At 72.2% G+C, this 21,931-nt stretch carries 21 protein-coding genes and 1 pseudogene; 7 read left to right on the forward strand and 15 right to left on the reverse strand.

Annotated features, from left to right (window positions below; genetic code table 11):
- Nucleotides 1-50 precede the first annotated feature (50 nt).
- On the reverse strand, nucleotides 51-1,247 hold the full coding sequence (locus tag IG84_RS0112835; protein WP_051861658.1) for a methyltransferase: 1,197 nt from the start codon (nucleotides 1,245-1,247) through the stop codon (nucleotides 51-53).
- 314 nt (nucleotides 1,248-1,561) lie between these two features.
- Here IG84_RS0112835 and IG84_RS0112840 point away from each other — a divergent pair, with 314 nt between their 5' ends.
- Nucleotides 1,562-2,512, forward strand: a complete 951-nt coding sequence (locus IG84_RS0112840) for a universal stress protein (RefSeq protein ID WP_031055212.1) — start codon at nucleotides 1,562-1,564, stop codon at nucleotides 2,510-2,512.
- A gap of 10 nt (nucleotides 2,513-2,522) precedes the next feature.
- On the opposite strand, the gene IG84_RS0112845 is transcribed toward IG84_RS0112840, so the two are convergent.
- On the reverse strand, nucleotides 2,523-3,161 hold the full coding sequence (locus IG84_RS0112845; RefSeq protein WP_031055214.1) for a DedA family protein: 639 nt from the start codon (nucleotides 3,159-3,161) through the stop codon (nucleotides 2,523-2,525).
- Between the two features lie 233 nt (nucleotides 3,162-3,394).
- Here IG84_RS0112845 and IG84_RS0112850 point away from each other — a divergent pair, with 233 nt between their 5' ends.
- A complete protein-coding gene (locus tag IG84_RS0112850; RefSeq protein ID WP_037800109.1) occupies nucleotides 3,395-3,991 on the forward strand; it encodes a superoxide dismutase family protein in 597 nt (198 codons plus the stop codon).
- A 77-nt stretch (nucleotides 3,992-4,068) separates the two neighbouring features.
- Here IG84_RS0112850 and IG84_RS0112855 read toward each other — a convergent pair whose 3' ends face one another.
- From IG84_RS0112855 to IG84_RS0112865, 3 genes are all read right to left on the reverse strand, one after another.
- On the reverse strand, nucleotides 4,069-4,542 hold the full coding sequence (locus IG84_RS0112855) for a DoxX family protein (protein WP_031055221.1): 474 nt from the start codon (nucleotides 4,540-4,542) through the stop codon (nucleotides 4,069-4,071).
- A 184-nt stretch (nucleotides 4,543-4,726) separates the two neighbouring features.
- Nucleotides 4,727-6,427 (reverse strand): alkaline phosphatase D family protein, encoded by a 1,701-nt coding sequence (locus IG84_RS0112860; protein ID WP_031055224.1) that lies wholly within the window; start codon nucleotides 6,425-6,427, stop codon nucleotides 4,727-4,729.
- A gap of 206 nt (nucleotides 6,428-6,633) precedes the next feature.
- Nucleotides 6,634-7,278: an HNH endonuclease family protein gene (locus IG84_RS0112865; protein WP_031055226.1), complete on the reverse strand. Its 645-nt coding sequence runs from the start codon at nucleotides 7,276-7,278 to the stop codon at nucleotides 6,634-6,636.
- 226 nt (nucleotides 7,279-7,504) lie between these two features.
- Between IG84_RS0112865 and IG84_RS0112870 the strand changes: the two genes are divergently transcribed.
- Both IG84_RS0112870 and IG84_RS0112875 read left to right on the forward strand, forming a co-directional pair.
- A complete protein-coding gene (locus IG84_RS0112870; RefSeq protein ID WP_031055229.1) occupies nucleotides 7,505-8,263 on the forward strand; it encodes an ABC transporter permease in 759 nt (252 codons plus the stop codon).
- Nucleotides 8,264-8,446: 183 nt separating this feature from the next.
- Nucleotides 8,447-9,028 carry a TMEM165/GDT1 family protein gene (locus IG84_RS0112875; RefSeq protein ID WP_031055231.1) on the forward strand — a complete coding sequence of 194 codons (582 nt, stop codon included), beginning with the start codon at nucleotides 8,447-8,449 and terminating at the stop codon, nucleotides 9,026-9,028.
- A 67-nt stretch (nucleotides 9,029-9,095) separates the two neighbouring features.
- Here IG84_RS0112875 and IG84_RS0112880 read toward each other — a convergent pair whose 3' ends face one another.
- Entirely contained in the window at nucleotides 9,096-9,761 is a 666-nt protein-coding gene (locus IG84_RS0112880) for an HAD-IA family hydrolase (protein WP_031055234.1), read from the reverse strand.
- Nucleotides 9,762-9,940: 179 nt separating this feature from the next.
- Complete coding sequence (locus IG84_RS39790) at nucleotides 9,941-10,822, reverse strand: peptidoglycan-binding domain-containing protein (RefSeq protein ID WP_051861659.1); 882 nt, start codon at nucleotides 10,820-10,822, stop codon at nucleotides 9,941-9,943.
- A 314-nt stretch (nucleotides 10,823-11,136) separates the two neighbouring features.
- Between IG84_RS39790 and IG84_RS37930 the strand changes: the two are divergent.
- Nucleotides 11,137-13,202, forward strand: a pseudogene (locus IG84_RS37930) (MFS transporter).
- Between the two features lie 10 nt (nucleotides 13,203-13,212).
- On the opposite strand, the gene IG84_RS0112895 reads toward IG84_RS37930, so the two are convergent.
- From IG84_RS0112895 to IG84_RS0112925, 7 genes are all read right to left on the reverse strand, one after another.
- A complete protein-coding gene (locus IG84_RS0112895) occupies nucleotides 13,213-13,719 on the reverse strand; it encodes a GNAT family N-acetyltransferase (RefSeq protein ID WP_245659332.1) in 507 nt (168 codons plus the stop codon).
- A 7-nt stretch (nucleotides 13,720-13,726) separates the two neighbouring features.
- A complete protein-coding gene (locus IG84_RS0112900; RefSeq protein ID WP_031055243.1) occupies nucleotides 13,727-14,053 on the reverse strand; it encodes an antibiotic biosynthesis monooxygenase family protein in 327 nt (108 codons plus the stop codon).
- 93 nt (nucleotides 14,054-14,146) lie between these two features.
- Complete coding sequence (gene proP, locus IG84_RS0112905) at nucleotides 14,147-15,487, reverse strand: glycine betaine/L-proline transporter ProP (protein ID WP_037800185.1); 1,341 nt, start codon at nucleotides 15,485-15,487, stop codon at nucleotides 14,147-14,149.
- Between the two features lie 468 nt (nucleotides 15,488-15,955).
- The gene (locus IG84_RS41130; RefSeq protein WP_031055249.1) at nucleotides 15,956-16,648 is read right to left on the reverse strand and encodes a hypothetical protein; all 693 of its coding nucleotides are present in this window, start codon (nucleotides 16,646-16,648) and stop codon (nucleotides 15,956-15,958) included.
- 43 nt (nucleotides 16,649-16,691) lie between these two features.
- A complete protein-coding gene (locus IG84_RS41565) occupies nucleotides 16,692-17,150 on the reverse strand; it encodes a DUF6114 domain-containing protein (protein ID WP_245659333.1) in 459 nt (152 codons plus the stop codon).
- Nucleotides 17,141-17,761 (reverse strand): DUF6230 family protein, encoded by a 621-nt coding sequence (locus tag IG84_RS0112920; RefSeq protein ID WP_031055255.1) that lies wholly within the window; start codon nucleotides 17,759-17,761, stop codon nucleotides 17,141-17,143. Before IG84_RS0112920 ends, IG84_RS41565 begins: the two co-directional genes overlap by 10 nt.
- A 300-nt stretch (nucleotides 17,762-18,061) precedes the next feature.
- The gene (locus IG84_RS0112925; RefSeq protein WP_031055257.1) at nucleotides 18,062-19,294 is read right to left on the reverse strand and encodes a cytochrome P450; all 1,233 of its coding nucleotides are present in this window, start codon (nucleotides 19,292-19,294) and stop codon (nucleotides 18,062-18,064) included.
- 274 nt (nucleotides 19,295-19,568) lie between these two features.
- On the opposite strand from IG84_RS0112925, the gene IG84_RS0112930 reads away from it, so the two are divergent.
- Together IG84_RS0112930 and IG84_RS0112935 are read left to right on the forward strand one after the other, a co-directional pair.
- Nucleotides 19,569-20,738, forward strand: a complete 1,170-nt coding sequence (locus tag IG84_RS0112930; RefSeq protein WP_031055262.1) for a steroid 3-ketoacyl-CoA thiolase — start codon at nucleotides 19,569-19,571, stop codon at nucleotides 20,736-20,738.
- 157 nt (nucleotides 20,739-20,895) lie between these two features.
- Nucleotides 20,896-21,420, forward strand: a complete 525-nt coding sequence (locus IG84_RS0112935; protein ID WP_031055263.1) for a DinB family protein — start codon at nucleotides 20,896-20,898, stop codon at nucleotides 21,418-21,420.
- Nucleotides 21,421-21,480: 60 nt separating this feature from the next.
- Here the strand turns inward: IG84_RS0112935 and IG84_RS0112940 are convergent, their stop codons facing one another.
- The gene (locus tag IG84_RS0112940) at nucleotides 21,481-21,927 is read right to left on the reverse strand and encodes an aggregation-promoting factor C-terminal-like domain-containing protein (protein WP_382467346.1); all 447 of its coding nucleotides are present in this window, start codon (nucleotides 21,925-21,927) and stop codon (nucleotides 21,481-21,483) included.
- Nucleotides 21,928-21,931 lie beyond the last annotated feature (4 nt).

Raw genomic sequence — 21,931 nt, forward strand, 5'->3', positions numbered from 1 at the left:
CCACGCGAAACCGTCCACACACGGAAGCGTCCTGCCCCGTACGCGGGACCTCAGCCCGCCGCGACCCCCAGCCGCCACAGGGACGTGACCTCCACCGCGCGGGCCGCGTGCAGCGGGTCGGTGGTGTCGCGGGCGCGCGGGTGCCGGGGCGCGATGTCCAGCCGGTCGAGGACCGTCAGCCCGGCCGCTTCGAAGAGGGCGAGCAGATCGGCGCGGGTGCGCAGCCCGAGGTGTTCGGCGAGGTCGGAGAGGATCAGCCAGCCCTCGCCGCCCGGCGTCAGATGCTGCGGGAGCCCCGCGAGGAAGCCACGCAGCATCCGGCTGTTCGGGTCGTAGACGGCGTACTCCACGGAGGAGGTCGGCTTGGCCGGTACCCAGGGCGGGTTGCAGACGACCAGCGGAGCGCGCCCGACGGGAAAGAGGTCGGCCTCGATGATCTCCACCCGGTCGGCGACGCCCAGCCGCTCGGCGTTCTGCCGCGCGCACGCCAGCGCGCGCGGGTCCTGGTCGGTGCCGATGACGCGCGGGACGCCGCGCCGGGCCAGTACGGCTGCGAGCACGCCGGTGCCCGTGCCGATGTCGAAGGCCAGCTCCGGCGGCTGTCCGGGCAGCGGCGCCTGGGCGACCAGGTCGACGTACTCGCCGCGCTGGGGCGAGAAGACGCCGTAGTCCGGGTGGACGCGCTCGCCGCCGAGGGCGGGGATCTCGACGCCCTTGCGGTGCCATTCGTACGCGCCGACGAGCCCGAGGAGCTCGCGCAGGGAGACGACGGAGTCCGTACCGTCCGGCGCACCGCCGCCCTCGGGCGCGGGGCCGTAGGCCAGGGCGCAGGCCGCGCGGACGTCGGGGGCGCGGTGCAGCGGGACGCCGTACTCGGCGTCGAGCGGCACCAGCAGCATGCCGAGGATGCGGGCGCGCTGGCTCTGCGCGGCGCGGTGCAGATGGAAGGCGCGGGCCGGGTCGTCGGCGGGGACCGGCTTGCGGGGGCGGCGGTCGATCCGCCGGGCCAGCGCGGCCAGGAGCTGGCGGGCGTTGTGGAAGTCGCCGCGCCAGAGCAGCGCGGTGCCCTCGCAGACCAGCTTGTACGCCGCGTCGGCCTTCGTCCGGTCGTCGGCGATCTCGACCCGCCGCGGCGGCGCCGCGCCGTTCTCCGAACGCCAGCGGGCGGAGCGCTGCACCCCGGACTCTTCCCAGGTGAGTACGGGGACCGAAGGGGCGGTGGAGGCGGTCGGCCGGTGTGCGTTCATGACGTCCCGGATCAGGCGGCACGGCCGGCTGAGGGCGCGTCCCGGAGGAGGGGCACGCCCCAGGAGCGGGGCGGTGCGAGGACGTTCGACTTTACCGGCTCCGGGACACCCGGTCCGCTGCTGATCGTGACCGCGCTTGTTCGTACCTGTCCGGTATCTGTCCCATGCGCGGTTGTATCGCCCGTAATGGGTACTGGCCGCATCCTTTCCGGGAGTGGTAACGATCGCAGTGGAGCGGCCGTGGCCGTGGCGGTCGCGGGGGCGGCGGGCCGCGCGGCCGCCACGGCCCGGCGGCAGAACGCAGGGAGGCAGCCATGGACAGCATGCCGGTCATCGTCGGGGCGGACGGGTCCCCGGACAGCGAGCGCGCGGTGCACTGGGCGGCGGAGGCGGCCCGGCTCCGCTCCGCGCCACTGCAGGTCGTGCACGTCTGGCCGTACGTCACCGCGGCGCGCGCCGCCGACGCCGAGGCGGGCACCGGCGATCCCGTACTGGAGGAGCTGCGGCAGCGGCTGGCCGGGGCCGCCGGGCTGCCGGAGGTCGAGTTCCGCAGCCTCAACGGCCTCACCGACACCATCCTCCCCGCGCTGGGCGACGAGGCGCAGCTACTGGTGCTCGGCTCGCGCGGCCGGGGCGGCTTCGCCAGCCTGCTGCTCGGCTCCAACGGCATGGCCTGCGCCGCGCACGCCGCCTGTCCCGTCGTGGTCGTGCCGCGCCCGGACCGGGGCGGCGCACAGACGGCGGCGGCGGCGGCGGACGGCGGCGCCGCCCGGCCCGGCGTCGGTCACCGCGAGGGACCGGCACGCGGCCGCGTCACCCTGGGCATCGACCCGACGGCCGAGGAGACGCGGGAGAGCAGCGCGATCGGTTTCGCCTTCCAGGAGGCGGCCCGGCGCGGAGCGGCCCTTCAGGTGATCGCCGCGTACATGTGGCCGATGGTCGTGCCGAACGCCTTTGACTACGTGGTTGCTTACGACACGACACAGCGGGAGTACGAGCAAGCGCTGGTCAGGCAGGTGACGGAGGTCCTCGACGGATACCGGGAGCGGTATCCGGAGGTCGCGGTGGAGGCCGTGCTGCGTCCGGCGGACGCGGCCGGGCAGCTGGTCGAGGCGTCCGAGCAGAGCGACCTGGTGGTGGTCGGGCGGCACCGCCGGCGGCTGCGGATCGGCCGCCGCCTGGGCTCGGTCGCCCACGCCGTGCTGCTGCACGCGCTGTGCCCGATCGCGGTGGTGCCCGAGGCGGCGCGGGAGGAGAGCGAGTAGGCGGCGGCCGTCAGCCCGAGTGCGCGGGCCGGCGCTCCGGGCGGCGCATCACGTAGAGCGCGGCGGAGCCGGCGGCGACGAGGGCGAGGAACGAGACCGCGGTACTGAACCACGTGGCGCCCAGCAGGTGCCCCCCGAAGTAGCCCAGGGCCACGCTGTACGCCGCCCAGGCCACCCCGGCCACCATCGACCAGGGCAGGAACTCGCGGACCGTACGGTGGGCGACGCCCGCGCCGAGGCTGACCACGGAGCGCCCGGCGGGCGCGAAGCGGGCCAGTACCACGATGGTCCCGCCGCCCCGGGTGAGTGCGGTGCCGAGACGTTCCTGCGCGGCGGTCAGGCGGCGCGAGCGGGCGATGGCGCGGTCGAAGCGGTCGCCGCCGCGCCAGGCCACCCGGTAGGCGGCCAGGTCGCCCAGTACCGAAGCGGTCGCGGCGCACAGGGCGAGCGCGAGCAGGTCCGGCAGGCCGGAGTCACCGCGTACCGGCGAGACGCCGACGGTGGCCGACCGGGTGCCGGCGGCCGTCGCGGCGGCGATCAGCAGCACGCCGCTCGGCAGGAAGGGCACGAAGACGTCGAGCAGTACACACAGCCCGACGATCAGATAAATCCACGGGGGATCGGCCAGCGCCCCCAGACTTTCCAGCACCTCGTCACTCCAAGTCGTCCCCGGCCGCGACGTCGCATGGCAGCGGCAGGGGCGGCTTGTCGCTCGTACAGCTGTACAGCGTACGCCTGGGATGTCCGGAGATCGGAGCCCGGGGTCGCAGGTGTTGTCCGAATCACGCGTTTCCTGCCGGTGAGATCGCCTGCTGGGCTACACGGTGGACCCGGCGCGCACCCGCGCGCCTCCGGTACGGGGAGTGACGAGGAGGAAGTGGGATGGCGGCAGGAATGGTGACGGGTGCGGTGGCGGCGCTGCTGCTGGCGGCGTCGGCGGTGGCGGCGCCCGCGTACGGCGGCACGCCTGGGGGCGGGGACCTGGTGGTGGGCAAGGAGAGCCGGTTCACCCCGGTGTCGGAGTTCGACCCGTCCGACGCGGTGACGTACGACACGAAGAAGGTGCCGGCCAGCGCGCGGATCGCGGTGGCGCAGTGGAAGAACGACCACGGGATGACCATCCGGCTGAAGGTGAAGGGGCTCCAGCCGCACCGCACCTACGGTGCGCACGTCCACACCAAGCCGTGCGGCGAGAAGCCGGACGCCTCCGGGCCGCACTACCAGAACCGGAAGGACCCGCGGCAGCCGTCCACCGACCCCAAGTACGCCAACCCGGAGAACGAGGTGTGGCTGGACTTCACCACGGACTCCGATGGCGACGCCTCGGTGTCGTCGAAGCACTCGTGGTGGTTCCGCCAGGGTGAGGCCCGGTCCGTGGTGATCCACGACCACAAGACGCACACCGGGCAGGGCCATGCCGGCATGGCGGGCGACCGGCTGGGCTGCCTCTCGGTGCCGTTCAAGCACGCGGCGAAGTGAGCGGCGGGGCCGCCTGAAACGACCTTGAGGGCCGCCGGGGACGGGCGGCCCTCAAGGGCTGAGCGGAGAGCGGCGGGTCAGGCGGCGCTGGGCTCCCGCCGGGGCGCGGCCGCAGCGGCGCTCTCGTCGCGGTCGCCGGGGCCGAAGAAGACGCGGTCCAGCGCCCAGGCGCCGGGACCGGTGAAGACCAGCAGGAGGAAGGCCCAGCAGAACATCGCGGACGCCTCGCCGCCGTTCTGGATGGGCCACAGCGCCTCGCCCTGGTGGACGGCGAAGTACGCGTACGCCATGGAGCCCGAGCTGATCAGGGCGGCGGTGCGGGTGCCGAGGCCGAACAGGACGAGGAGGCCGCCGACGAGCTGGATGACCGCGGCGTACCAGCCGGGCCAGGTGCCGGCCGGGACGGTGCCGCCCTGGCCCATCGCGCCGCCGAGCACGCCGAAGAGCGAGGAGGCGCCGTGGCAGGCGAAGAGCAGGCCGGTGACGATGCGGAAGAGGGCTGTCGCGTGGGGGCGGGCGCGTTCGGTGAACGCGGGGAGGGGTGTGGACATGACAGGGACTCCTGCGGTTGGGGACGGTAACCGAGAGACCTGAAGGTTAGGCGTGCCTTATCGGTGCTTGCAAGTTCAAGTGTTCACGGGTGGGGTTGGTCTGAACCTGTACCGTGTCCGTCACCTTGGTCCAGACCAATAGTCCCGTCAAGAGGATGCGCAGCTCTGGATATCGAGCGCCTCCTCACGTCAACGAACGCTCCAGCACCCGCTCCAGACGTGCCGACCGCCGTCCGCTTCCCGAATCCGTCACCTCGCGGGCCTGGTCCAGGCCCAGCCGGGCGTCGCGGCCGTGCAGGGTGAGCGTCATGAGCTGGTTGCCGAACCACGGGCCGCCGGTGCGGCGCCAGGACACCGGCGGCCGGCCGGCCCGTACGTGCCGGGACAGCGCGCGCCCCAGCCACCGGCCCGCCCGGCTCCAGCCGAAGCGGAAGCCGGCCCGCAGGGCCGCCGGGATGCTGTTGTGCACGGGCGAGCAGGTGAGCTGCAGGACGCGGCCCGCCGGGCCCGCGCCCTCGGGCCAGTGCGGCTCGGCCACGTACGCGTGGTGCACGTCCCCGGACAGGACGCACACGGTGGCGGGCGCGGCCGGCCCGTCGGCGGCCTCCGAGATCAGATCGGCCAGCGCCGCGAAGGACTCCGGGAAGGCGGCCCAGTGCTCCAGATCGGCCCGCTGGCGCAGCGCTTCGCCGCGGCGGGCCCACCCCGGGCCGCGCGCGCCGCGGCACAGCGCCGCGTTCCAGACTTCCGCGTCGTGCACCAGCTGGGGCAGCAGCCACGGCAGTGAACTCCCGATCAGCAGGTGGTCGTAGCTGCCGGGTCCGTCCAGCACCTCCTGCCGCAGCCACTTCGCCTCTTCCGCGTCGAGCATCGCCCGGCTGCCCTCCTCCAGGACGCGGGTGGCGCGCGTGTCGACCATGACCAGGCGTACCCGGCCGAAGTCGCGCCGGTAGCTCCAGCGCGCGCACGTCGGATCGGCGTCCGCCGCCGCGGCGAAGTCCCGTACGAGGTCCGTGCCGTCCGCCGCCGCCCGCACCCGGGTGTACAGCTCGTCGCGCGCCAGGTCGGCGGGGGAGAGGTTCCCCAGGTGCTGGTGGACCCAGTACGACATCAGGCCGCCGAGGATCCGGTCGCGCCACCACGGGGTCGCGCGCATCCGGGTCAGCCAGGCGGCCGAGGTGTTCCAGTCGTCGATCACGTCGTGGTCGTCGAAGATCATGCAACTGGGGACTGTGGAGAGCAGCCAGCGCACCTCCGGGTCCAGCCAGGACTCGTCGTAGAGGTGGGTGTACTCCTCGTAGTCCGCCACCTGCGTCCACGGCGGCCGCGAGGTGTCGCGGCGGCGGGCCAGCAGCGCCGCGGTCGCCTCGGAGGTCTGGTCGGCGTAGACCTGGTCGCCGAGGAGCAGCAGCACGTCGGGGCGGGGTCGCGCCGGATCGCGGGCCAGCGTGGCGGCGAGGGTGTCCAGCGCGTCCGGGCCCGCCGGGTCGTGGTGCTCGCCCGGCACGCCCGGCACCGCGGCCAGGTGGCTCCTGCTCCCCGAGGGCGGCGCGGCCCAGCGGCAGGAGCCGAACGCGACCGAGAGCGGGCCGCGCCCCTCGGGGGACAGCGTGCGGATGACGGAGGGCGGGTACGGGCTGTCCGGCAGCGGCCAGACCTGCTCCCCGTCCAGCAGGACCCGGTACGGCGTCTCCTCGCCGGGCGTCAGGCCCTCGACGGGGATCAGCGCGTAGTGGTGCCCGGCGACCTGCCAGGTGCGGTCGGCGCCGGTGACGCCGCTGCCGCACGCCACGGTCACCTCGCAGGGCGCCGCGGTCTCCACCCACACCGTCGCGCTGTCCTCGTCCACGTAGCGCAGCAGCGGTCCGAGCCGCAGTCCGGTCATCGCGGTCCTCCCTCGCGCGGGCCGGTGCCCGCACCTCGTACGGGCGAGCGCCCGCGCCTCGGGTCCGAGGATAGGAGCCCCCGCCCTGTGAGGCGGTGGCCGGGCGGCCGGAGGGAGGTCGGGCGGCTCCGCGGGGCATGGGGATGGAGGGCGGAGCCGCCCGGTCGGTGGTGACTGCCCGTCGGCAGCCGGTCGGCGGACGCTTGTCAGCAGCCGTCGAGGATCTTCTTCAGCGCGCCCTTCTCGGCGGAGTCGGCGGTCATGCCGTACTCGTGCTTGACCCATACCCACATCCGCGCGTACTCGCAGTGGTACGAGGTCTTCGACGGCAGCCACTCGGCGGGGTCCTGGTCGCCCTTCTCCTGGTTCACGTTGTCGGTGACCGCGAGAAGCTGGGAGTGCGTGAGGTCGTTGGCGAGCTGCTCGCGGCGGTCGGTGGTCCAGTCGGCGGCGCCGGACTTCCACGCCTCGGAGAGCGGCACCATGTGGTCGATGTCGACATCGGCGGGCTGCGTCCAGGTGGCGCCGTCGTACGGGGAGGTCCAGGAACCGCTGGTCGCGGCGCAGCTCCCGTCCGTCTCGACGTCCTTGCCGTCGCGCTTGAGGACCACCTCGCGGGTGTTGCAGCCCTCGCCCTGGTCGCTCCAGTGCGGGAACTTGTCGCGGCTGTAGCCGTCCTGCGGGCCCTCGGCCGCTTCCTTGATCTCGGCGAGATACGTACGGGCGGTGGCGGCATCGGGCGGGGAGGGCGGCGCGGCCTGGGCGGACTGGCCGTTGAGCAGCAGCGTGCAGACGAGCGCGGCGGCCGAGCCGGCGGCGAGGGACGCACGACGCGCGTAGACCTTGGACATCGGAACTCCCGTTGATGTGGGGGAAGGGAAGTCGCGAGCGATCGGTCGATCGGTCGGTGGTGCGATCGGTCGGGCCACACGATGGCGAGTGGGGGTTTCCGCCGTGCGGTCTCCAGGTAACAGAGTGACGACATGCTCACGTCAGATCAAGAGGTGACGCGCCGCCAGCAGACGCCGAAAGCACGTTCGTTGGCCCCGCCGGTCGGCCCGTCCTTAAGGTGATCGTGTGCTGCTGCCGGTCAACATCACCCTCGCGGTCGTGCTCGCGGTGCTGCTCGTCGCGGCCGTCACGGTCGCCGCGCTGTGCCGGCTCGACCACGCCCGGGACATCGCCGTCGCGGGCCTGCGCGCCGCCGTCCAGCTCGCCGCCGTCTCCTTCCTCATCGGCTGGGTGGTGCGCGCGGTCCCGCTGCTGGTCTGCTTCCTGCTGCTGATGTTCGCGGTGGCGGTGCGGACGGCGGGCCGCCGGATCACTCGTAACCACACGTGGTGGTGGGCGGCCGCGCCGATCGCCGCCGGGGTGCTGCCGGTGGTCGCCGCACTGCTGCTGACCGGCCTGGTGCCGCCGCGCGGGGTGACCCTCATCCCCGTGACCGGCATCCTCATGGGCGGCGCGCTCACCGCGACGGTACTGAGCGGGCGGCGTGCGCTGGACGAGCTGGAGACCCGGCGCGGGGAGGTCGAGGCGGGCCTCGCGCTCGGGCTGCTGGACCGGGAGGCGCGGCTGGAGGTGGCCCGGCCGGCCGCCTCGGACGCGATGCTGCCCGGGCTGGACCAGACCCGGACGGTGGGGCTGGTCACACTGCCGGGCGCGTTCGTCGGCATGCTGCTGGGCGGTGCTTCACCCGTTCAGGCCGGTGCGGTGCAGTTGTTCGTCCTGGTGGCGCTGCTGGCCGTGCAGGCGGTCGCGGTATCGGTGGTACTGGAGCTGGTCGCGTGCGGCCGGCTGCACCGCGTACCCTTGATCCCAGCAGAAGGGGAGTAGCTCTCCGCCGGACCGTCGACATACTGCGCGCCCTCGTGGCGCGCCGGCGCCCGGAGCGTACGGACGGATCCTGTCCGTACGCCAGCGAGACCTTCGGCCGCAGTGTCCGACGCTGCCGTGCCGAAGCGACCCCTTTCCCGGGCCCCTTTCGGTGCGGCCCTATCGAACGAGGTATCCCACCCCGTGTTCAGCTTTTCCGTCGCAGCCGTCGTCTTCGGCGTCGTCTTCCTCGCCGAGCTGCCCGACAAGACCGCACTGGCCGGGCTGATGCTCGGCACCCGCTACCGCGCGTCCTACGTGTTCGTCGGCGTCGCGGCGGCCTTCCTGGTACATGTCGCGCTCGCCATCGCCGCGGGCAGCGTGCTCACCCTGCTGCCGCACCGCCTGGTCCAGGCGATCGTCGGCGTGCTCTTCCTGGCGGGCGCCGCCGTGCTGCTCTTCAAGAAGGACGACGACGAGGAAGAGGTCAAGAAGCCCGCCGACCAGAGCTTCTGGAAGGTCTCCGGGGCGGGCTTCATGATGATCCTGGTCGCGGAGTTCGGCGATCTGACGCAGATCATGACGGCGAACCTCGCGGCCCGCTACGGCGACCCGGTCTCCGTCGGCATCGGCGCCGTGCTCGCCCTGTGGGCGGTGGCCGCGCTCGGCATTCTGGGCGGGCGCACGCTGATGCGGTTCGTCCCCCTGAAGCTCATCACGAAGATCGCGGCCTGCGTGATGATCGTGCTCGCGGGCTTCAGCCTGTACGAGGCGATCACGGGCTAAATCAAGCCCGCCCGGCGATTGAGGGCGAACGGCGCCCCTTGGGGCGCCGTTTCCTTGGCGGCGGCGCTCAGCCGTCGATGTGCAGCCGTACGCCCGCGTCGTCGGCGAGCACCTCGACCCGGACCAGCGTCAGGTCGGTCACCAGCGCCGTAGGCGCAAAGGCCGCGGCGCGCTCGCCCACGCCCACGACGCGCATTCCGGCGGCCTGGCCGGCCCGGATGCCCGCCTCGGAGTCCTCGAAAACGAGGCAGTCCTCGGGGGCGAAGCCCAGCTCGGCGGCGCCCTTGAGGAAGCCCTCCGGGTCCGGCTTGCTGGCGCTCACCGACTCGGCGGTGATCCGTACGGCCGGCATCGCCAGCCCGGCGGCGCCCATCCGGGCGTCGGCCAGCGGGATGCTCGCGGAGGTGACCAGGGCGTGCGGCACGCCGTCGAGCGCGGCCATGAACGCGGGCGCGCCCGGTACCGGTACGACGCCGTCGGTGTCCGCGGTCTCCTGCGCCAGCATCCGCCGGTTGTCCTCGTGGTTCTGCTCCATCGGGCGGTCGGGGAGGAGCGCGGCCATGGTGGCCCAGCCCTGGCGGCCGTGCACGACCTTCAGCACCTCTTCGGCGTCCATGCCCTGCTCGGCGGCCCAGCGGCGCCAGCAGCGCTCGACGACGGCCTCGGAGTTCACGATGGTGCTGTCCATGTCGAGCAGCAGCGCGCGGGCGGTGAGCGTGCGGGGTGCCGTCATCGGCGGGCTCCTCGGCTGGAGGGCTGAGTGATGCGAGACAGAGCGGCTCCGCCCGCCGGTCAGGGGAAGCGGGCGGAACCACTTTGTTCATCCACGATACAAAGCGGTTCCGCCACACGCCAAGCCCCCCTGGTCAGGAGGCCAGGGGGGCGAGGTGGTACGGACAGCAAAAGGGCCGGTCAGGGCCGGGTGAGGAATTCCAGGGATGCGCGGGTCGCGGGTCCGTAGACGCCGTACGGGTCGGTCGTCTCGCCGTACGTCCGCTGGTACCGCGCCACGGAGGCGGTCACCCCGGCGTCGTACCGGCCGTCCGCCGCGCCGGCGTACAGGGCGAGCTGCGCCAGCCGCCGCTGCAGCTCCACGACCTCCGGGCCGCTCGCGCCCTCCGCCAGTACGCCCGCGCTGACGGTCCGCGGGCCGGGCAGCCGGGCCGCCGAGCGGGAGGCCGGGGCCGGGGCGGTCGGCCGGGGCTGCGCGGCCTCTGCGGCTTCCTCTGCCTGCGCGGCTTCCGCGGCCTCCCGGGCCTCCTCCGTGGGCAGGTCGGCGCTGGAGCGGCTGCCGAGGTCGGGCAGCGCCTGACCGGTACCGTCCGCGGGGCGCAGCTCACCGCCGAAGAGCGCGGCACAGACCGAACCGGCCGCCGCGGTGACCATGAGCCCGGCCAGCAGGGCGGGTCGGCCGCGCCGCCGGGGCGCGGGCGGAGCCGTCGCCGCCGTGGGAGCGGTTTCCGGTGGCGGATCCATGAACGCCACCGGCCCGGCGACGGGGAGCCCGGCCCGCCGCGGGCCGGGTAACCCGGCGGAGTACAGCGCAGGGGCTTCCCCGGTGTACGGCTGGTACGGCTCCGGGACCGGCTGGTACGGCTCCGGGACCGGCTCCTCGCCCCGCGCGGTGTACGGCGGCGGCGCGTACGGCGGCCGCTCCACCCGGACGTACGAAGGCGGCGGGAACGCCGGCGGACTGTAGGCGCGCACCGTGAACGCGCGGGGCCTGCGGTTCATGTCCGGGTGATCGTCCGGGTCGGGCGCGTCCGGCAGCGAGACGTACGGACGGATGTGCAAGGGGTCGAAATCCGGCGCTGCCGCCTGCTCGCACCGGCAGCCTGGGTGGCCGTCGGTCCGAGCGGGGGCTAAGCAGGTCGGGCAGTTCCTGGCCTCCACGTGCGGGTCCCCTCCCTCGTCGTCGGCTGCGATTATCCAGATGCCGCCGCCTCCTGCACAGGGCCCCCGGACGTGAACAAGCGGCGACCGACACGTCGCCCGACCGGCCATAGCGGGGCAAAATGATCCGGACGGGGAGTGCGCTCCGCTCCCCGGCCGCGGCCGGGCCCGCCCCTGCCCGCCCGCCGCCGCGGTTCCGACGTAAGGAGACGTCCATGGCGCAGGACACCAGCGCTCCCGCCGTCCCCGCCGAGGACCGGCCGCAGCGGACCGTCCTGGTGGCGATCGGCGCGCTGCTGCTCGGCATGCTGATCGCGGCGCTCGACCAGACCATCGTCTCGACCGCGCTGCCCACGATCGTCAGCGAGCTCGGCGGCCTGGACCACCTCTCCTGGGTGGTCACCGCCTATCTCCTGGCCTCCACGGCGGCCACCCCGCTGTGGGGCAAGCTCGGCGACCAGTACGGCCGCAAGAAACTCTTCCAGACCGCCATCGTGATCTTCCTGATCGGCTCCGTGCTCTGCGGCATCGCGCAGAACATGCCGCAGCTCATCGCCTTCCGCGCGGTCCAGGGCCTGGGCGGCGGCGGTCTCATGGTGCTGTCGATGGCGATCGTCGGCGACATCGTGCCGCCCCGCGAGCGCGGCAAGTACCAGGGCCTGTTCGGCGCGGTCTTCGGCGGGACAAGTGTGCTGGGACCGCTGCTCGGCGGACTCTTCGTCGACCACCTGAGCTGGCGCTGGGTCTTCTACATCAACCTGCCCATCGGCGCGGTCGCGCTGATCGTCATCGCCGCCGTGCTGCACATCCCGTCGAGCCGCACCCCGCACCGCATCGACTACCCCGGCACCGTCCTGATCGCCGCGGTCGCCGCCTGCTTCGTCCTGATGACCTCGCTCGGCGGCGTCAGCTACCCGTGGGGCTCCTGGCAGATCATCGGCCTCGGCGTGCTCGGCGTACTGCTCCTCGGCGCCTTCGTCCTGGTCGAACGGCGGGCGGCGGAGCCCGTACTGCCGCTGCGCCTCTTCACCATCCGCACCTTCGCGCTCACCTCCGCCATCGGCTTCGTCATCGGCTTCGCGATGTTCGGCGCGATGACGTACCTGCCGACGTTCCTGCAGGTCGTGCACGGTGTCTCGCCGACCATGTCGGGCGTGCACATGCTGCCGATGGTGGTCGGCATGCTGCTCTCCTCCACGGTCTCGGGCCAGCTCGTCAGCCGTACCGGGGGCGCTACAAGGTCTTCCCGATCGCCGGCACCGCGGTCACGGCCGTGGGCCTGCTGCTCCTGCACAACCTCGACCGCGCCAGCAGCGTCGCCGAGATGAGCGGGTACTTCTTCGTCTTCGGTCTCGGCCTCGGCCTGGTCATGCAGGTCCTCGTGCTCATCGTGCAGAACGCCGTCCCGTACACGGACCTGGGCGTGGCCACCTCGGGGGCGACGTTCTTCCGCTCGATCGGCGCGTCCTTCGGCGTCTCGATCTTCGGCACGATCTTCGCCAACATGCTGGGGCCGCGGATCGCCGACGCGCTCGCCGGCCGCCGGCTGCCGCCCGGCGTGGACCCGGGCACGCTCGCCGAGGATCCGCGCGCGGTGGCCAAGCTGCCGCCGGGCGAGGCATCCGGCGTGCTGGACGCCTACTCGACGTCGATCACCAACGTCTTCCTGTACGCGGTCCCCGTCGTCCTGCTCGCCTTCGCGCTGGCCTGGCTGCTCAAGGAGGAGCCGCTACGTGGCTCGGTCACGGCCCCGGACACCACTGAGGTGCTCTCCTCGAACCCCGTCGAACGGTCCTCGCACGACGAGTGCGCCCGCGCGCTGACCAAGCTCGGCTGCCTGGAGGGCCGCAAGAAGCTGTACCAGTCGATCACCGCGCGCGCCGGGTGCGACCTGAAACCGGCGGCGAGCTGGATGGTGCTGCGGATGAACCGCTACGGCTCGGTGGAACCCGCGCTGCTCGCCGAGCGCAGCGCCGTACCACTCGGCGTGATCTCCGAGGCCACCCGGCAACTGGAGGAGCGCGGACTCGCGGAGCGCCAGGGCATGCCGATGGTGCTCACCGAGTCCGGCCGGCGGATCGCCCACCGCCTCGCGGCCGCCCGCCAGGAGGCCCTGGCCGAGCTCCTCGGCGACTGGTGGACCAAGGACCGCCCCACCGACCTGACCGAACTCGTCCGCCGACTGACCGCCGAAATGGGCGGCTCGGACGGCGAACGCCCCCACAACGGCGACGACAGACGCCTCCAGCGCCGCGCGACGGGGGCCCGCCCGGCGGCCTGACCTCCGGCCCTCAGTCCAGCCGCTTCTCGAACCAGATCTGCGCGTACGGACCCTCGTTGTACGCCGGTATCTCCACGAACCCCGACCGCCGGTAGAAGCCGATCGCCTCCACCAGGTCGAGGCGGGTGTCCAGCCGGACGCGCCGGGCGCCCATGCCGCGCGCGGCGGCCTCCACGGCGGCCAGCAGCGCGCCGCTGCCCCCGCTGCCGCGCAGCTCGGGCCGGACGTACATGCGCTTGAGCTCGGCCGTGCCCGGAGCCAGCAGCCGTACGCCCGCGCAGCCGCCCGGCTCGTCGCCGTACCGGGCCAGCAGGAATACCCCGCGCGGCGGTGTCAGGTCCTCGACCGGGTCCTCGGCGACGGCCCGGTCCAGCTCCTCGTCGGTGGCCGGGCGGCCGTACCAGCGGGAGGCCACTTCGGCGAGGTAGTCCCGCAGCACGCCGGCCGCCTCGGGCGAGGCGACCGGCTCGGCACCGACCGCCCACACCCGGCGGCCGGTCGCGCATTCCCCCGTCACCGCGGCCTCAGGCGTTCTTCGGGGCGGCCTGCTGGACGACCTCGAAGGACCAGACGGTGGAGCCGGAGGCGGCCGGCTTCGGACGCTCGGCACCCTCGCCGCCGCCCTGGTGGGCGGCCTTCATCGGGCCCTCCATCCATGCCTGGAAGGACTCCTCGTCGCGCCAGCGGGTGTACACCAGGTACTGGTCGGTGCCCTCCACCGGGCGCAGCAGCTCGAACCACTCGAAGCCGTCCGAGGACTCCACGGCGCCGGCGCGCGAGGCGAAGCGCTTCTCCAGCACCTCCCGCTGCTCCTCGGGGACGGTCAGCACATTGATCTTCACGATGCTCATGCCGTCATCCTGCCGCATCGGCCCGCGCGCACGAGAGAGCCCCCTGCCGCGGGGGCAGGGGGCTCTCTCGTGCAGTCGGCGCGGGTGGCGGGGTCAGGCCGCTTCGCGCAGTTCGCGGGCCTCGGTCTCGCTGGCCACCGCGGGCTTGGAGCCCGGCAGCGGGCGGCCGGCGCTCTCGGCCATCTTCCACACCGCGAGACCGCCGATGACGCCGGCGGCCATCATGTAGTACGCGGGCATCATCTTGTCGCCGGTCGCGCTGATCAGGGCCGTCACGACCAGCGGGGTCGTGCCGCCGAAGAGCGAGACGGAGATGTTGAAGCCGATCGAGAGGGAGCCGTAGCGGACCTTCGTCGGGAAGAGCGCGGGCAGCGTGGACGGCATCGTCGAGGTGAAGCAGACCAGCAGCAGGCCGAGCGCGGCCATGCCCAGGCCGATCGCGGCCAGCGAGCCCTGGCGGATCAGCAGCAGCGCCGGGATGGAGAGGACGAAGAAGCCGATGCAGCCGGCGGCGATGACCGGGCGGCGGCCGAAGCGGTCGGAGAGCCGGCCCGCGAACGGCTGGACGCACATCATCAGGGCCATCACGGCCAGGACGACCAGCAGGCCGTGCGTCTCGTCGTACTTCAGCTCCGAGGTCAGGTAGCTGGGCATGTACGACAGCAGCATGTAGTCCGTGACGTTGAAGACCAGGACCAGGCCGATGCAGAGCAGCATCGCGCGCCACTGGCCGAAGACCATCTCGCGGATGCCGGTCTTCTTCTCGGCGGCACGGCGCTCCTTCTCCTGCTCCGCCGCCTCCTTCTCCATCTCCGCGAAGGCCGGGGTCTCCTCCAGGCGCATCCGCAGGTACAGGCCGATGATGCCCATCGGGCCCGCGATCAGGAACGGGATCCGCCAGCCCCAGGAGAGCAGGTCGTCATGGCTGAGCAGCGCGGTCATCAGGGTGACCAGGCCGGCGCCGCCGATGTAGCCGGCCAGCGTGCCGAACTCCAGCCAGCTCCCGAGGAAGCCGCGCTTCTTGTCGGGCGAGTACTCGGCGATGAAGGTGGAGGCGCCGCCGTACTCACCGCCGGTGGAGAAGCCCTGCACCAGGCGGGCGATCAGCAGCAGTACCGGGGCCCAGACGCCGATGGCGGCGTACGAGGGGATCAGGCCGATCGCGAAGGTGCCGATCGCCATCATGATCATGGTGATCGCGAGGACCTTCTGGCGTCCGATACGGTCGCCGAGCGGACCGAAGACCATGCCGCCGATGGGGCGCACGAGGAAGGCCGCGGCGAACGCTCCGAACGTCGACAGCAACTGCGCGGTCGGGTTCCCGGAAGGGAAGAACACCTGCCCGAGGGTGACCGCGATGTAGCTGTAGACGCCGAAGTCGAACCACTCCATCGCGTTACCGAGCGCGGCGGCCGAGACGGCCCGTTTCGCCATGGCCGGGTCGACGACCGTGGCACCGTGCACCGAAGTGCTGGACGGACTTTTCGTACGGGCACGGGGGCCGGGTGCGACGGAAGTGTGCGTCGGCACGTGTTCGCTCGCCTGCGCTCTCTGGGACGACTGCAAAACATTCGCCCGCCGGGCCACCGACGGGCGAACAACGACCATAGGGGCAGAACGGATCGTCACGGAGTGTGCACGGTTGCATAAGGGAATCGACTAAAACCGCCGCATTGCAGGGGCGACCTCGCCGTCAAACCGGACATCGCGAAAGTATGCCTGTGATCCTTGTCGCTGCGATCCGGCGGAACTGGGGCCCGTAAGTGTGGCCTGGCGCACGTGGACGGCGCGGTACTCCGGGGAGTACCGCGCCGTCGGATCGTCGCCCGTCCAGCATCCGCCCGGCGGCCGTGCCGCGCCACTCGGACGGATGCGGGCCGGCCGGTCAGCAGGTCACGGATGTCAGCCGGTGACGGTGATCTGTGCGGCCGGGTCGGTCGTGTCCGACACCGTGTATGTGGCACCGAACGTCGAGGTGGTCGCGCTGGTCGGGCAGCCGAAACCGCCGGTGACGGTCACCGGGACCGAGGCGCCCGAGAAGGTGAGCGAGGACGGCGCGCCATTGGTCCAGGTGCCGTTGACGGTGGCGGGTCCGCCGGGCGCCGCCGTGACCGTACAGGTGGCGAGGCCGCTGGTCTTCACGACGACGCCGCCCTGGGGGATGTTCATGGCCGCCGTGCTGGGCGCGCCGTTCTGCATGGCCACGCCCCAGGTGCCGCTGGTGGTGACGGTGGCGCTGACGCCCGGCATGCTCGTCGTGCAGGAGCTGTAGGTGGGGGCGGTGATCGTACTGGCCACCGCGCCCGCGTCGTTGTGGTTCGCGGGCGCGTCCGGGACCTTGCCGGTGGCGTCGGAGACCGTACAGGTCACGGTCACCGAACCGGCCTTGAAGGTGGCCTTGCCGCTGAGCTTCGCGGCGAAGGCGTGGCCGGCGGGGGTGACAGTGGTGGAGCCGGCCGCGGCGGGTGCCGCCGCGGTGGCGGGGGCGGTAACGGCCAGGCACAGCGCGCCCGTGGCCGCGATGCCGGTGCCGGCGGCGAGCAGGGTGCGGGCGGAGGTGCGGCGGGGCGTGCCGGGTCTGAGGTGGTGTCTCATCGGGGGAGCTCCTTCACGGGTGCCGTTGCGGGTGAACGTGCGGTTACCGGTGCGGAGGTGCGGGGGGTGGGTCGGGGGCCGCGTCAGCGGCGGCGGGCAGCGGCTGCCACGCGAACATCAGGGCGCCGCCGAGGATGCCGAGCACGGTGCCGATCAGGAAGCCGCCGAGGTTGGACATGACCAGCGCGGCGGCCGCCAGCAGGACGGTCAGTACGCCTGCCAGCCCGCGGTACTGCGGCGCGATCCAGACGGCCAGGCCCAGCACGATCATCACCAGCCCCAGCAGCACGGACGGGATGCCGGCGATGCCCTGCTGCAGCATGATCTTCAGCGGGGCGAGCGGGATCACGCAGATCTCGGCGCCCGCCAGGACGGTGGCCAGGCCGCCCCAGAAGGGGCGCCCCTTGCGCCAGCGCCACCAGGCGGACCGCGGGCGTGCCGGGTCGTCGGCCGACTGCCGGGCCGGCGACCGCCGGGCCGCCGGTCGCCGGGTCAGAAGCATTCCTTCTTGCCCTTGCTGATCTTCATGCTCAGGCCGGAGAGCTTGAAGGTGCCCGCGTTGGTCGCCCACGCGGTCTGCTTCAGATCGGTGATGTGCACGTCATCGGCCTGCTGGGAGAAGGCGTCCTGCATGCCCTGCGCGTCGGCCGGCCCCTTGTCCAGCGTCGAGGCGTCGCGGCCGATCTCGATGTTGTGGAAGGCCGCGTTGCCGGAGAGCTGGGTGGCGTCCACGTAGAGGTTCTCGGCCTCGACGGGCTTGCCGCCTGTGCCTGCGGTCAGATTGAGCGAGATGTTGCCCAGTACGGGCAGCTTGGTGACCACCGACTGGCAGAGGTTGTTCAGTTCCGCCTTCTTGATGGCGGTCACCGCGACCGGCAGCAGCTCGCCGCGGGCGTTCGCGTCCACGCCGCCGTACTGGGCGAAGCCGTCCCCGTCGAGGCTGCTCGCCGAGACCTTGAACTGCTGGCCCGATACGGCGAAGGACGCCGCCAGCGCCCCGTTGGCCAGGGCGATGGCCAGGGCCGCCGTGCCCGCGAAGGCCGGGACGGCGAGCACGGCGAACTTCCGCGCGCTGACGCGTCCCGTGACCGGTCTGCCGTGTGCGTCTTTCATGGCATATATCCCCTTCGATGCGTGCGTGATCGATGAGTGGGGGGAGAGAAGAACGAGGCGCGTGGGGAGGAAGGCGGTCGCGGCGGGTCAGGCCGCGAGCCTGGTGTTACCGCCGGTGTTACCGGCGAGTTGAGTTGAATGTAAGTGCGCCAGTAAGCGTTGGCAAGGTTGCGCGGCAGACGGTTTTCCGCCAAAAGGCAGCATCAATGAGCACCGGAAGAAAAAGCGGTGGCCACCGGGCTCCGGTGGCCACCGCCCTTACAGGGGAAGGGAGTTGCTTGTACCGACAGGGCGCGGGAGTCACCCGTAACTGACCCGCAGCTCCTTGACGCCGTTCAGCCATGCCGAGCGCAGCCGCCGCGGGTCACCGGTCAGCGCGATGTCCGGCAGGGCGTCGGCGATGGCGCGGAAGATCAGGTCGATCTCCAGGACCGCGAGGGACTTGCCGAGGCAGAAGTGCGGGCCGCCGCCACCGAAGCCCAGGTGCGGATTGGGGTCGCGGGTGATGTCGAAGACCTCCGGCCGGTCGAACACCTCGGGGTCGTTGTTGGCCGACGCGTAGAAGATGCCGACCCGCTGGCCCTCCTTGATGTCCGCGCCGCCCAGCTCGGTGTCCTGGGTGGCGGTGCGCTGGAAGGAGACCACCGGGGTCGCCCAGCGCACGATCTCCTCGGCGGTGGTCGACGGCCGCTCCCTCTTGTACAGCTCCCACTGCTCGGGATGGGTGAGGAAGGCGTGCATGCCGTGGGTGATGGCGTTGCGGGTGGTCTCATTGCCGGCCACGGCCAGCAGCAGCACGAAGAAGCCGAACTCGTCGCTGCCGAGATTGCCCTCGTCCTCCGCCGCGACCAGTTGGCTGACGATGTCCTTCGCCGGGCACTCCTTGCGCGCCGCCGCGAGGTTCATCGCGTACGAGATCAGCTCCATCGCCGCGTTGGTGCCGACCTCTTCGGTGATCGCCAGCTCGGGATCGTCGTACGCGATCATCTTGTTCGACCAGTCGAAGATGCGGGAGCGGTCCTCCTGGGGAATGCCGATCAGCTCGGCGATGGCCTGGAGCGGCAGCTCGCAGGCGATGTCGGTGACGAAGTCGCCGCGGCCGCCCTTCTTCGCCTCCGCGACGATCCGGGTGGCGCGCTCGCGCAGCGCGTCCTCCAGGGCGCGGATGGAGCGGGGGGTGAAGCCGCGCTGGACGATCTGCCGGACCCGGGTGTGCTCGGGCGGGTCCATGTTCAGCATGATCAGCTTCTGGACGTCGATCTGGTCGCGGGTCATCGACTCGTTGAAGCGGATGATCGAGGTATTGCGGTTCGCCGAGAAGACGTCCGGCCGGGTGGAGACCTCCTTGACGTCCGCGTGCCGGGTCACCACCCAGTAGCCGTCGTCCTCGAAGCCCGCGATGTTGTGCGGCTGGGCGTTCCACCACACGGGCGCGGTCCGCCGCAGCCGGGCGAATTCGGGGAGGGGCACGCGTTCCTCGTAGACGTCGGGATCGGTGAAGTCGAACCCGTCGGGCAGCGCGGGGCAGGGCATCGGCGACTCCAGGTCCGGGTTGGGTCCGGCTTGCCTGCTTATTCTGATGGGCTCACCGGCTCACGAGCTCGTCCTGACGAGCCATCAGAATCTGCCGCGAAGGTAGTAACGAGTTCTACAACTGGCAAGGCTCATACGGGAAATGCTCGCGAGTGCGGCCGACGCGGCACCCTTGCGCGGGCGCGTGTGGCTCGTGAGACTGGGCGCGGAACTAGAACGCGTACTAGTTCTGCCCGGGTGCCGGGCCGCCCGGACAGCCAGGAGAGGACGAGTCATGGCCGCTGAACCCGTCATCGTCGAAGCCGTCCGCACGCCGATCGGCAAGCGCGGGGGCGCGCTCGCCAATCTCCACCCCGCCTACCTACTGGGCGAAACGTACCGCGAAGTCCTGGAGAGAACGGCCATCCAGCCGGACTGCGTCGAGCAGATCGTCGGCGGGACGGTCACCCACGCCGGCGAGCAGTCCATGAACCCGGCCCGGAACGCCTGGCTGGCCGTGGGCCTGCCGTACGAGACCGCCGCGACCACCGTGGACTGCCAGTGCGGCTCCTCCCAGCAGGCCAACCACATGGTCGCCAACATGATCGCGGCGGGCGTCATCGACGTGGGCATCGGCTGCGGCGTCGAGGCGATGTCCCGGGTGCCGCTCGGCAGCGGCTCCAAGCACGGCCCCGGCAAGCCCTTCCCCGACGAGTGGCACGTCGACCTGCCCAACCAGTTCGAGGCGGCCGAACGCATCGCCCGTAAGCGCGGCCTCACCCGGGAGAACGTCGACGCGCTCGGGCTGATGTCGCAGGAACGGGCCGCCCGGGCATGGGCCGAGGAGCGCTTCAAACGCGAGACGTACGCGGTCCAGGTGCCCACCACCGAGGAGGAGCAGGCGGCCGGGCAGGGCATGTGGCGGCTGGTCGACCACGACGAAGGGCTGCGCGATACGAGCATGGAGGCGCTCGCCGGGCTCAAGCCCGTCATGCCCACGGCTGTCCATACGGCGGGCAACTCCTCGCAGATCTCCGACGGGGCCGCCGCCGTGATGTGGGCGTCCAAGCGGATGGCCCGGGCGCTCAAGCTGAGGCCCCGGGCACGCATCGTCGCCCAGGCGCTGGTCGGCGCCGACCCGCACTTCCATCTGGACGGTCCGGTCGACGCGACCCGGGCCGTCCTGGGCAAGGCCGGCATGTCCCTCAAGGACATCGACCTCGTCGAGATCAACGAGGCGTTCGCGTCCGTCGTCCTGTCCTGGGCGCAGGTCTTCGAACAGGACCTGGAGAAGGTGAACGTCAACGGCGGAGCGATCGCCCTCGGCCATCCGGTGGGCGCGACCGGGGCCCGCCTCATCGCCACCGCACTGCACGAACTGGAGCGCGCCGACAAGGAATTCGCCCTGATCACGATGTGCGCGGGCGGCGCGCTGGCGACCGGGACGATCATCCAGCGGCTGTGACGATCGGCCGGCGGCTGTGCCGTCGGCGCCCCGCGCTCGCGGCCCGGCGGCCATTGTCAGTGGCGCTGTCAGTGGCGCCTGTCACACTCCTGGCATGACGACAGAACCGACGGGTTCGGCAGACCCGACAGGACCACCGAAGATCCCCACGGACAACATGCCGCCGGTCTGGGCGGGGGAGGAGGAGCGCCCGGCCCCGCCCCTCGTCGGTGACGAGCGCGAGATCCTCACCTCGTTCCTCGACTGGCATCGCAGGACCTTCGAGCTGAAGTGCACCGGGCTGCCGCCCGAGCGCCTCTCCGACAAGAGCGTCCCGCCGTCCGGGCTGAGCCTGCACGGCCTGATCCGGCACCTCGCCGGCGTCGAGCACTGGTGGCTGCGCGTGCAGTTCGCGGGCGAGCGGGACGACTTCCCGTACTACTCCGACGACCATCCCGACCAGGACTTCGAGATGCTCGAGGGGGATGTCGAGGAAGAGCTGGCGTTCTGGCGCGCCGAGTGCGCGCACTCCCGCAAGCTCGTCGCCGCCGCGCCCTCGCTGGACGCGACGGGCACCCATGCGGCGAGCGGACAGCCGGTCTCGCTCCGCCGCATCCTGGTGCACCTCATCGCCGAGTACGCCCGGCACAACGGCCACGCGGACCTGCTGCGCGAACGCCTCGACGGCGCGACCGGGGTCTAGGACCCGGGTCGCGCCGTCGGAGGGAAAAGGGGGAAGCGGTTCAGGGGGAGCCGCTCGTGCTCAGTACCAGTTGTGGGACTGCCAGAAGGACCAGGCGCCGCAGGGGCTGCCATAGCGCTCGTTCATGTAGTTCAGGCCCCACTTGACCTGGGTGGCGGGGTTGGTCTTCCAGTCCGTGCCGGCCGAGGCCATCTTCGAGCCGGGCAGCGCCTGGACGAGGCCGTACGCGCCGGAGGAGGCGTTGGTGGCCTGCGGGTTCCAGCCGCTCTCGCGCTCCACGATGTTGCTGAAGCACTGGAACTGCCGCGCGTCCGGGATCTGCTGGTGCGCCGCGGCCTGCGCCTCGCTCGCGCCCGCCCGCTCGGCGGCCTGCGCCGGGGTCGTGGCGAAGGCGGCCGTGGCGGCGCCGAGCGCCACGGCACCGACGGCGGCGGCGCCTGCGACCCGCTTGCGGGAGACGGTGGGGGAAGCGGTGCGGCCGGCGGGCGAGGACACGGGGGACAGCACGGAG

This window comes from Streptomyces ochraceiscleroticus (assembly GCF_000720485.1).
GTDB classification, from domain to species: domain Bacteria; phylum Actinomycetota; class Actinomycetes; order Streptomycetales; family Streptomycetaceae; genus Streptomyces; species Streptomyces ochraceiscleroticus.

What these genes read in the sequence shown, in the direction of transcription:
- IG84_RS0112925 (WP_031055257.1), bottom strand. Translation starts at nt 19,294, where the DNA reads ATGCCCTGCCCCGCGCTGCCCGACGGGTTCGACTTCACCGATCCCGAC.
- IG84_RS0112900 (WP_031055243.1), bottom strand. Translation starts at nt 14,053, where the DNA reads ATGAGCATCGTGAAGATCAATGTGCTGACCGTCCCCGAGGAGCAGCGG.
- IG84_RS0112930 (WP_031055262.1), top strand. Translation starts at nt 19,569, where the DNA reads ATGGCCGCTGAACCCGTCATCGTCGAAGCCGTCCGCACGCCGATCGGC.
- IG84_RS41565 (WP_245659333.1), bottom strand. Translation starts at nt 17,150, where the DNA reads ATGCTTCTGACCCGGCGACCGGCGGCCCGGCGGTCGCCGGCCCGGCAG.
- IG84_RS0112840 (WP_031055212.1), top strand. Translation starts at nt 1,562, where the DNA reads ATGGACAGCATGCCGGTCATCGTCGGGGCGGACGGGTCCCCGGACAGC.
- IG84_RS0112865 (WP_031055226.1), bottom strand. Translation starts at nt 7,278, where the DNA reads ATGTCCAAGGTCTACGCGCGTCGTGCGTCCCTCGCCGCCGGCTCGGCC.
- IG84_RS0112835 (WP_051861658.1), bottom strand. Translation starts at nt 1,247, where the DNA reads ATGAACGCACACCGGCCGACCGCCTCCACCGCCCCTTCGGTCCCCGTA.
- IG84_RS0112850 (WP_037800109.1), top strand. Translation starts at nt 3,395, where the DNA reads ATGGCGGCAGGAATGGTGACGGGTGCGGTGGCGGCGCTGCTGCTGGCG.
- IG84_RS41130 (WP_031055249.1), bottom strand. Translation starts at nt 16,648, where the DNA reads ATGAGACACCACCTCAGACCCGGCACGCCCCGCCGCACCTCCGCCCGC.
- IG84_RS0112880 (WP_031055234.1), bottom strand. Translation starts at nt 9,761, where the DNA reads ATGACGGCACCCCGCACGCTCACCGCCCGCGCGCTGCTGCTCGACATG.
- IG84_RS0112935 (WP_031055263.1), top strand. Translation starts at nt 20,896, where the DNA reads ATGCCGCCGGTCTGGGCGGGGGAGGAGGAGCGCCCGGCCCCGCCCCTC.
- proP (WP_037800185.1), bottom strand. Translation starts at nt 15,487, where the DNA reads ATGGCGAAACGGGCCGTCTCGGCCGCCGCGCTCGGTAACGCGATGGAG.
- IG84_RS0112855 (WP_031055221.1), bottom strand. Translation starts at nt 4,542, where the DNA reads ATGTCCACACCCCTCCCCGCGTTCACCGAACGCGCCCGCCCCCACGCG.
- IG84_RS0112920 (WP_031055255.1), bottom strand. Translation starts at nt 17,761, where the DNA reads ATGAAAGACGCACACGGCAGACCGGTCACGGGACGCGTCAGCGCGCGG.
- IG84_RS0112860 (WP_031055224.1), bottom strand. Translation starts at nt 6,427, where the DNA reads ATGACCGGACTGCGGCTCGGACCGCTGCTGCGCTACGTGGACGAGGAC.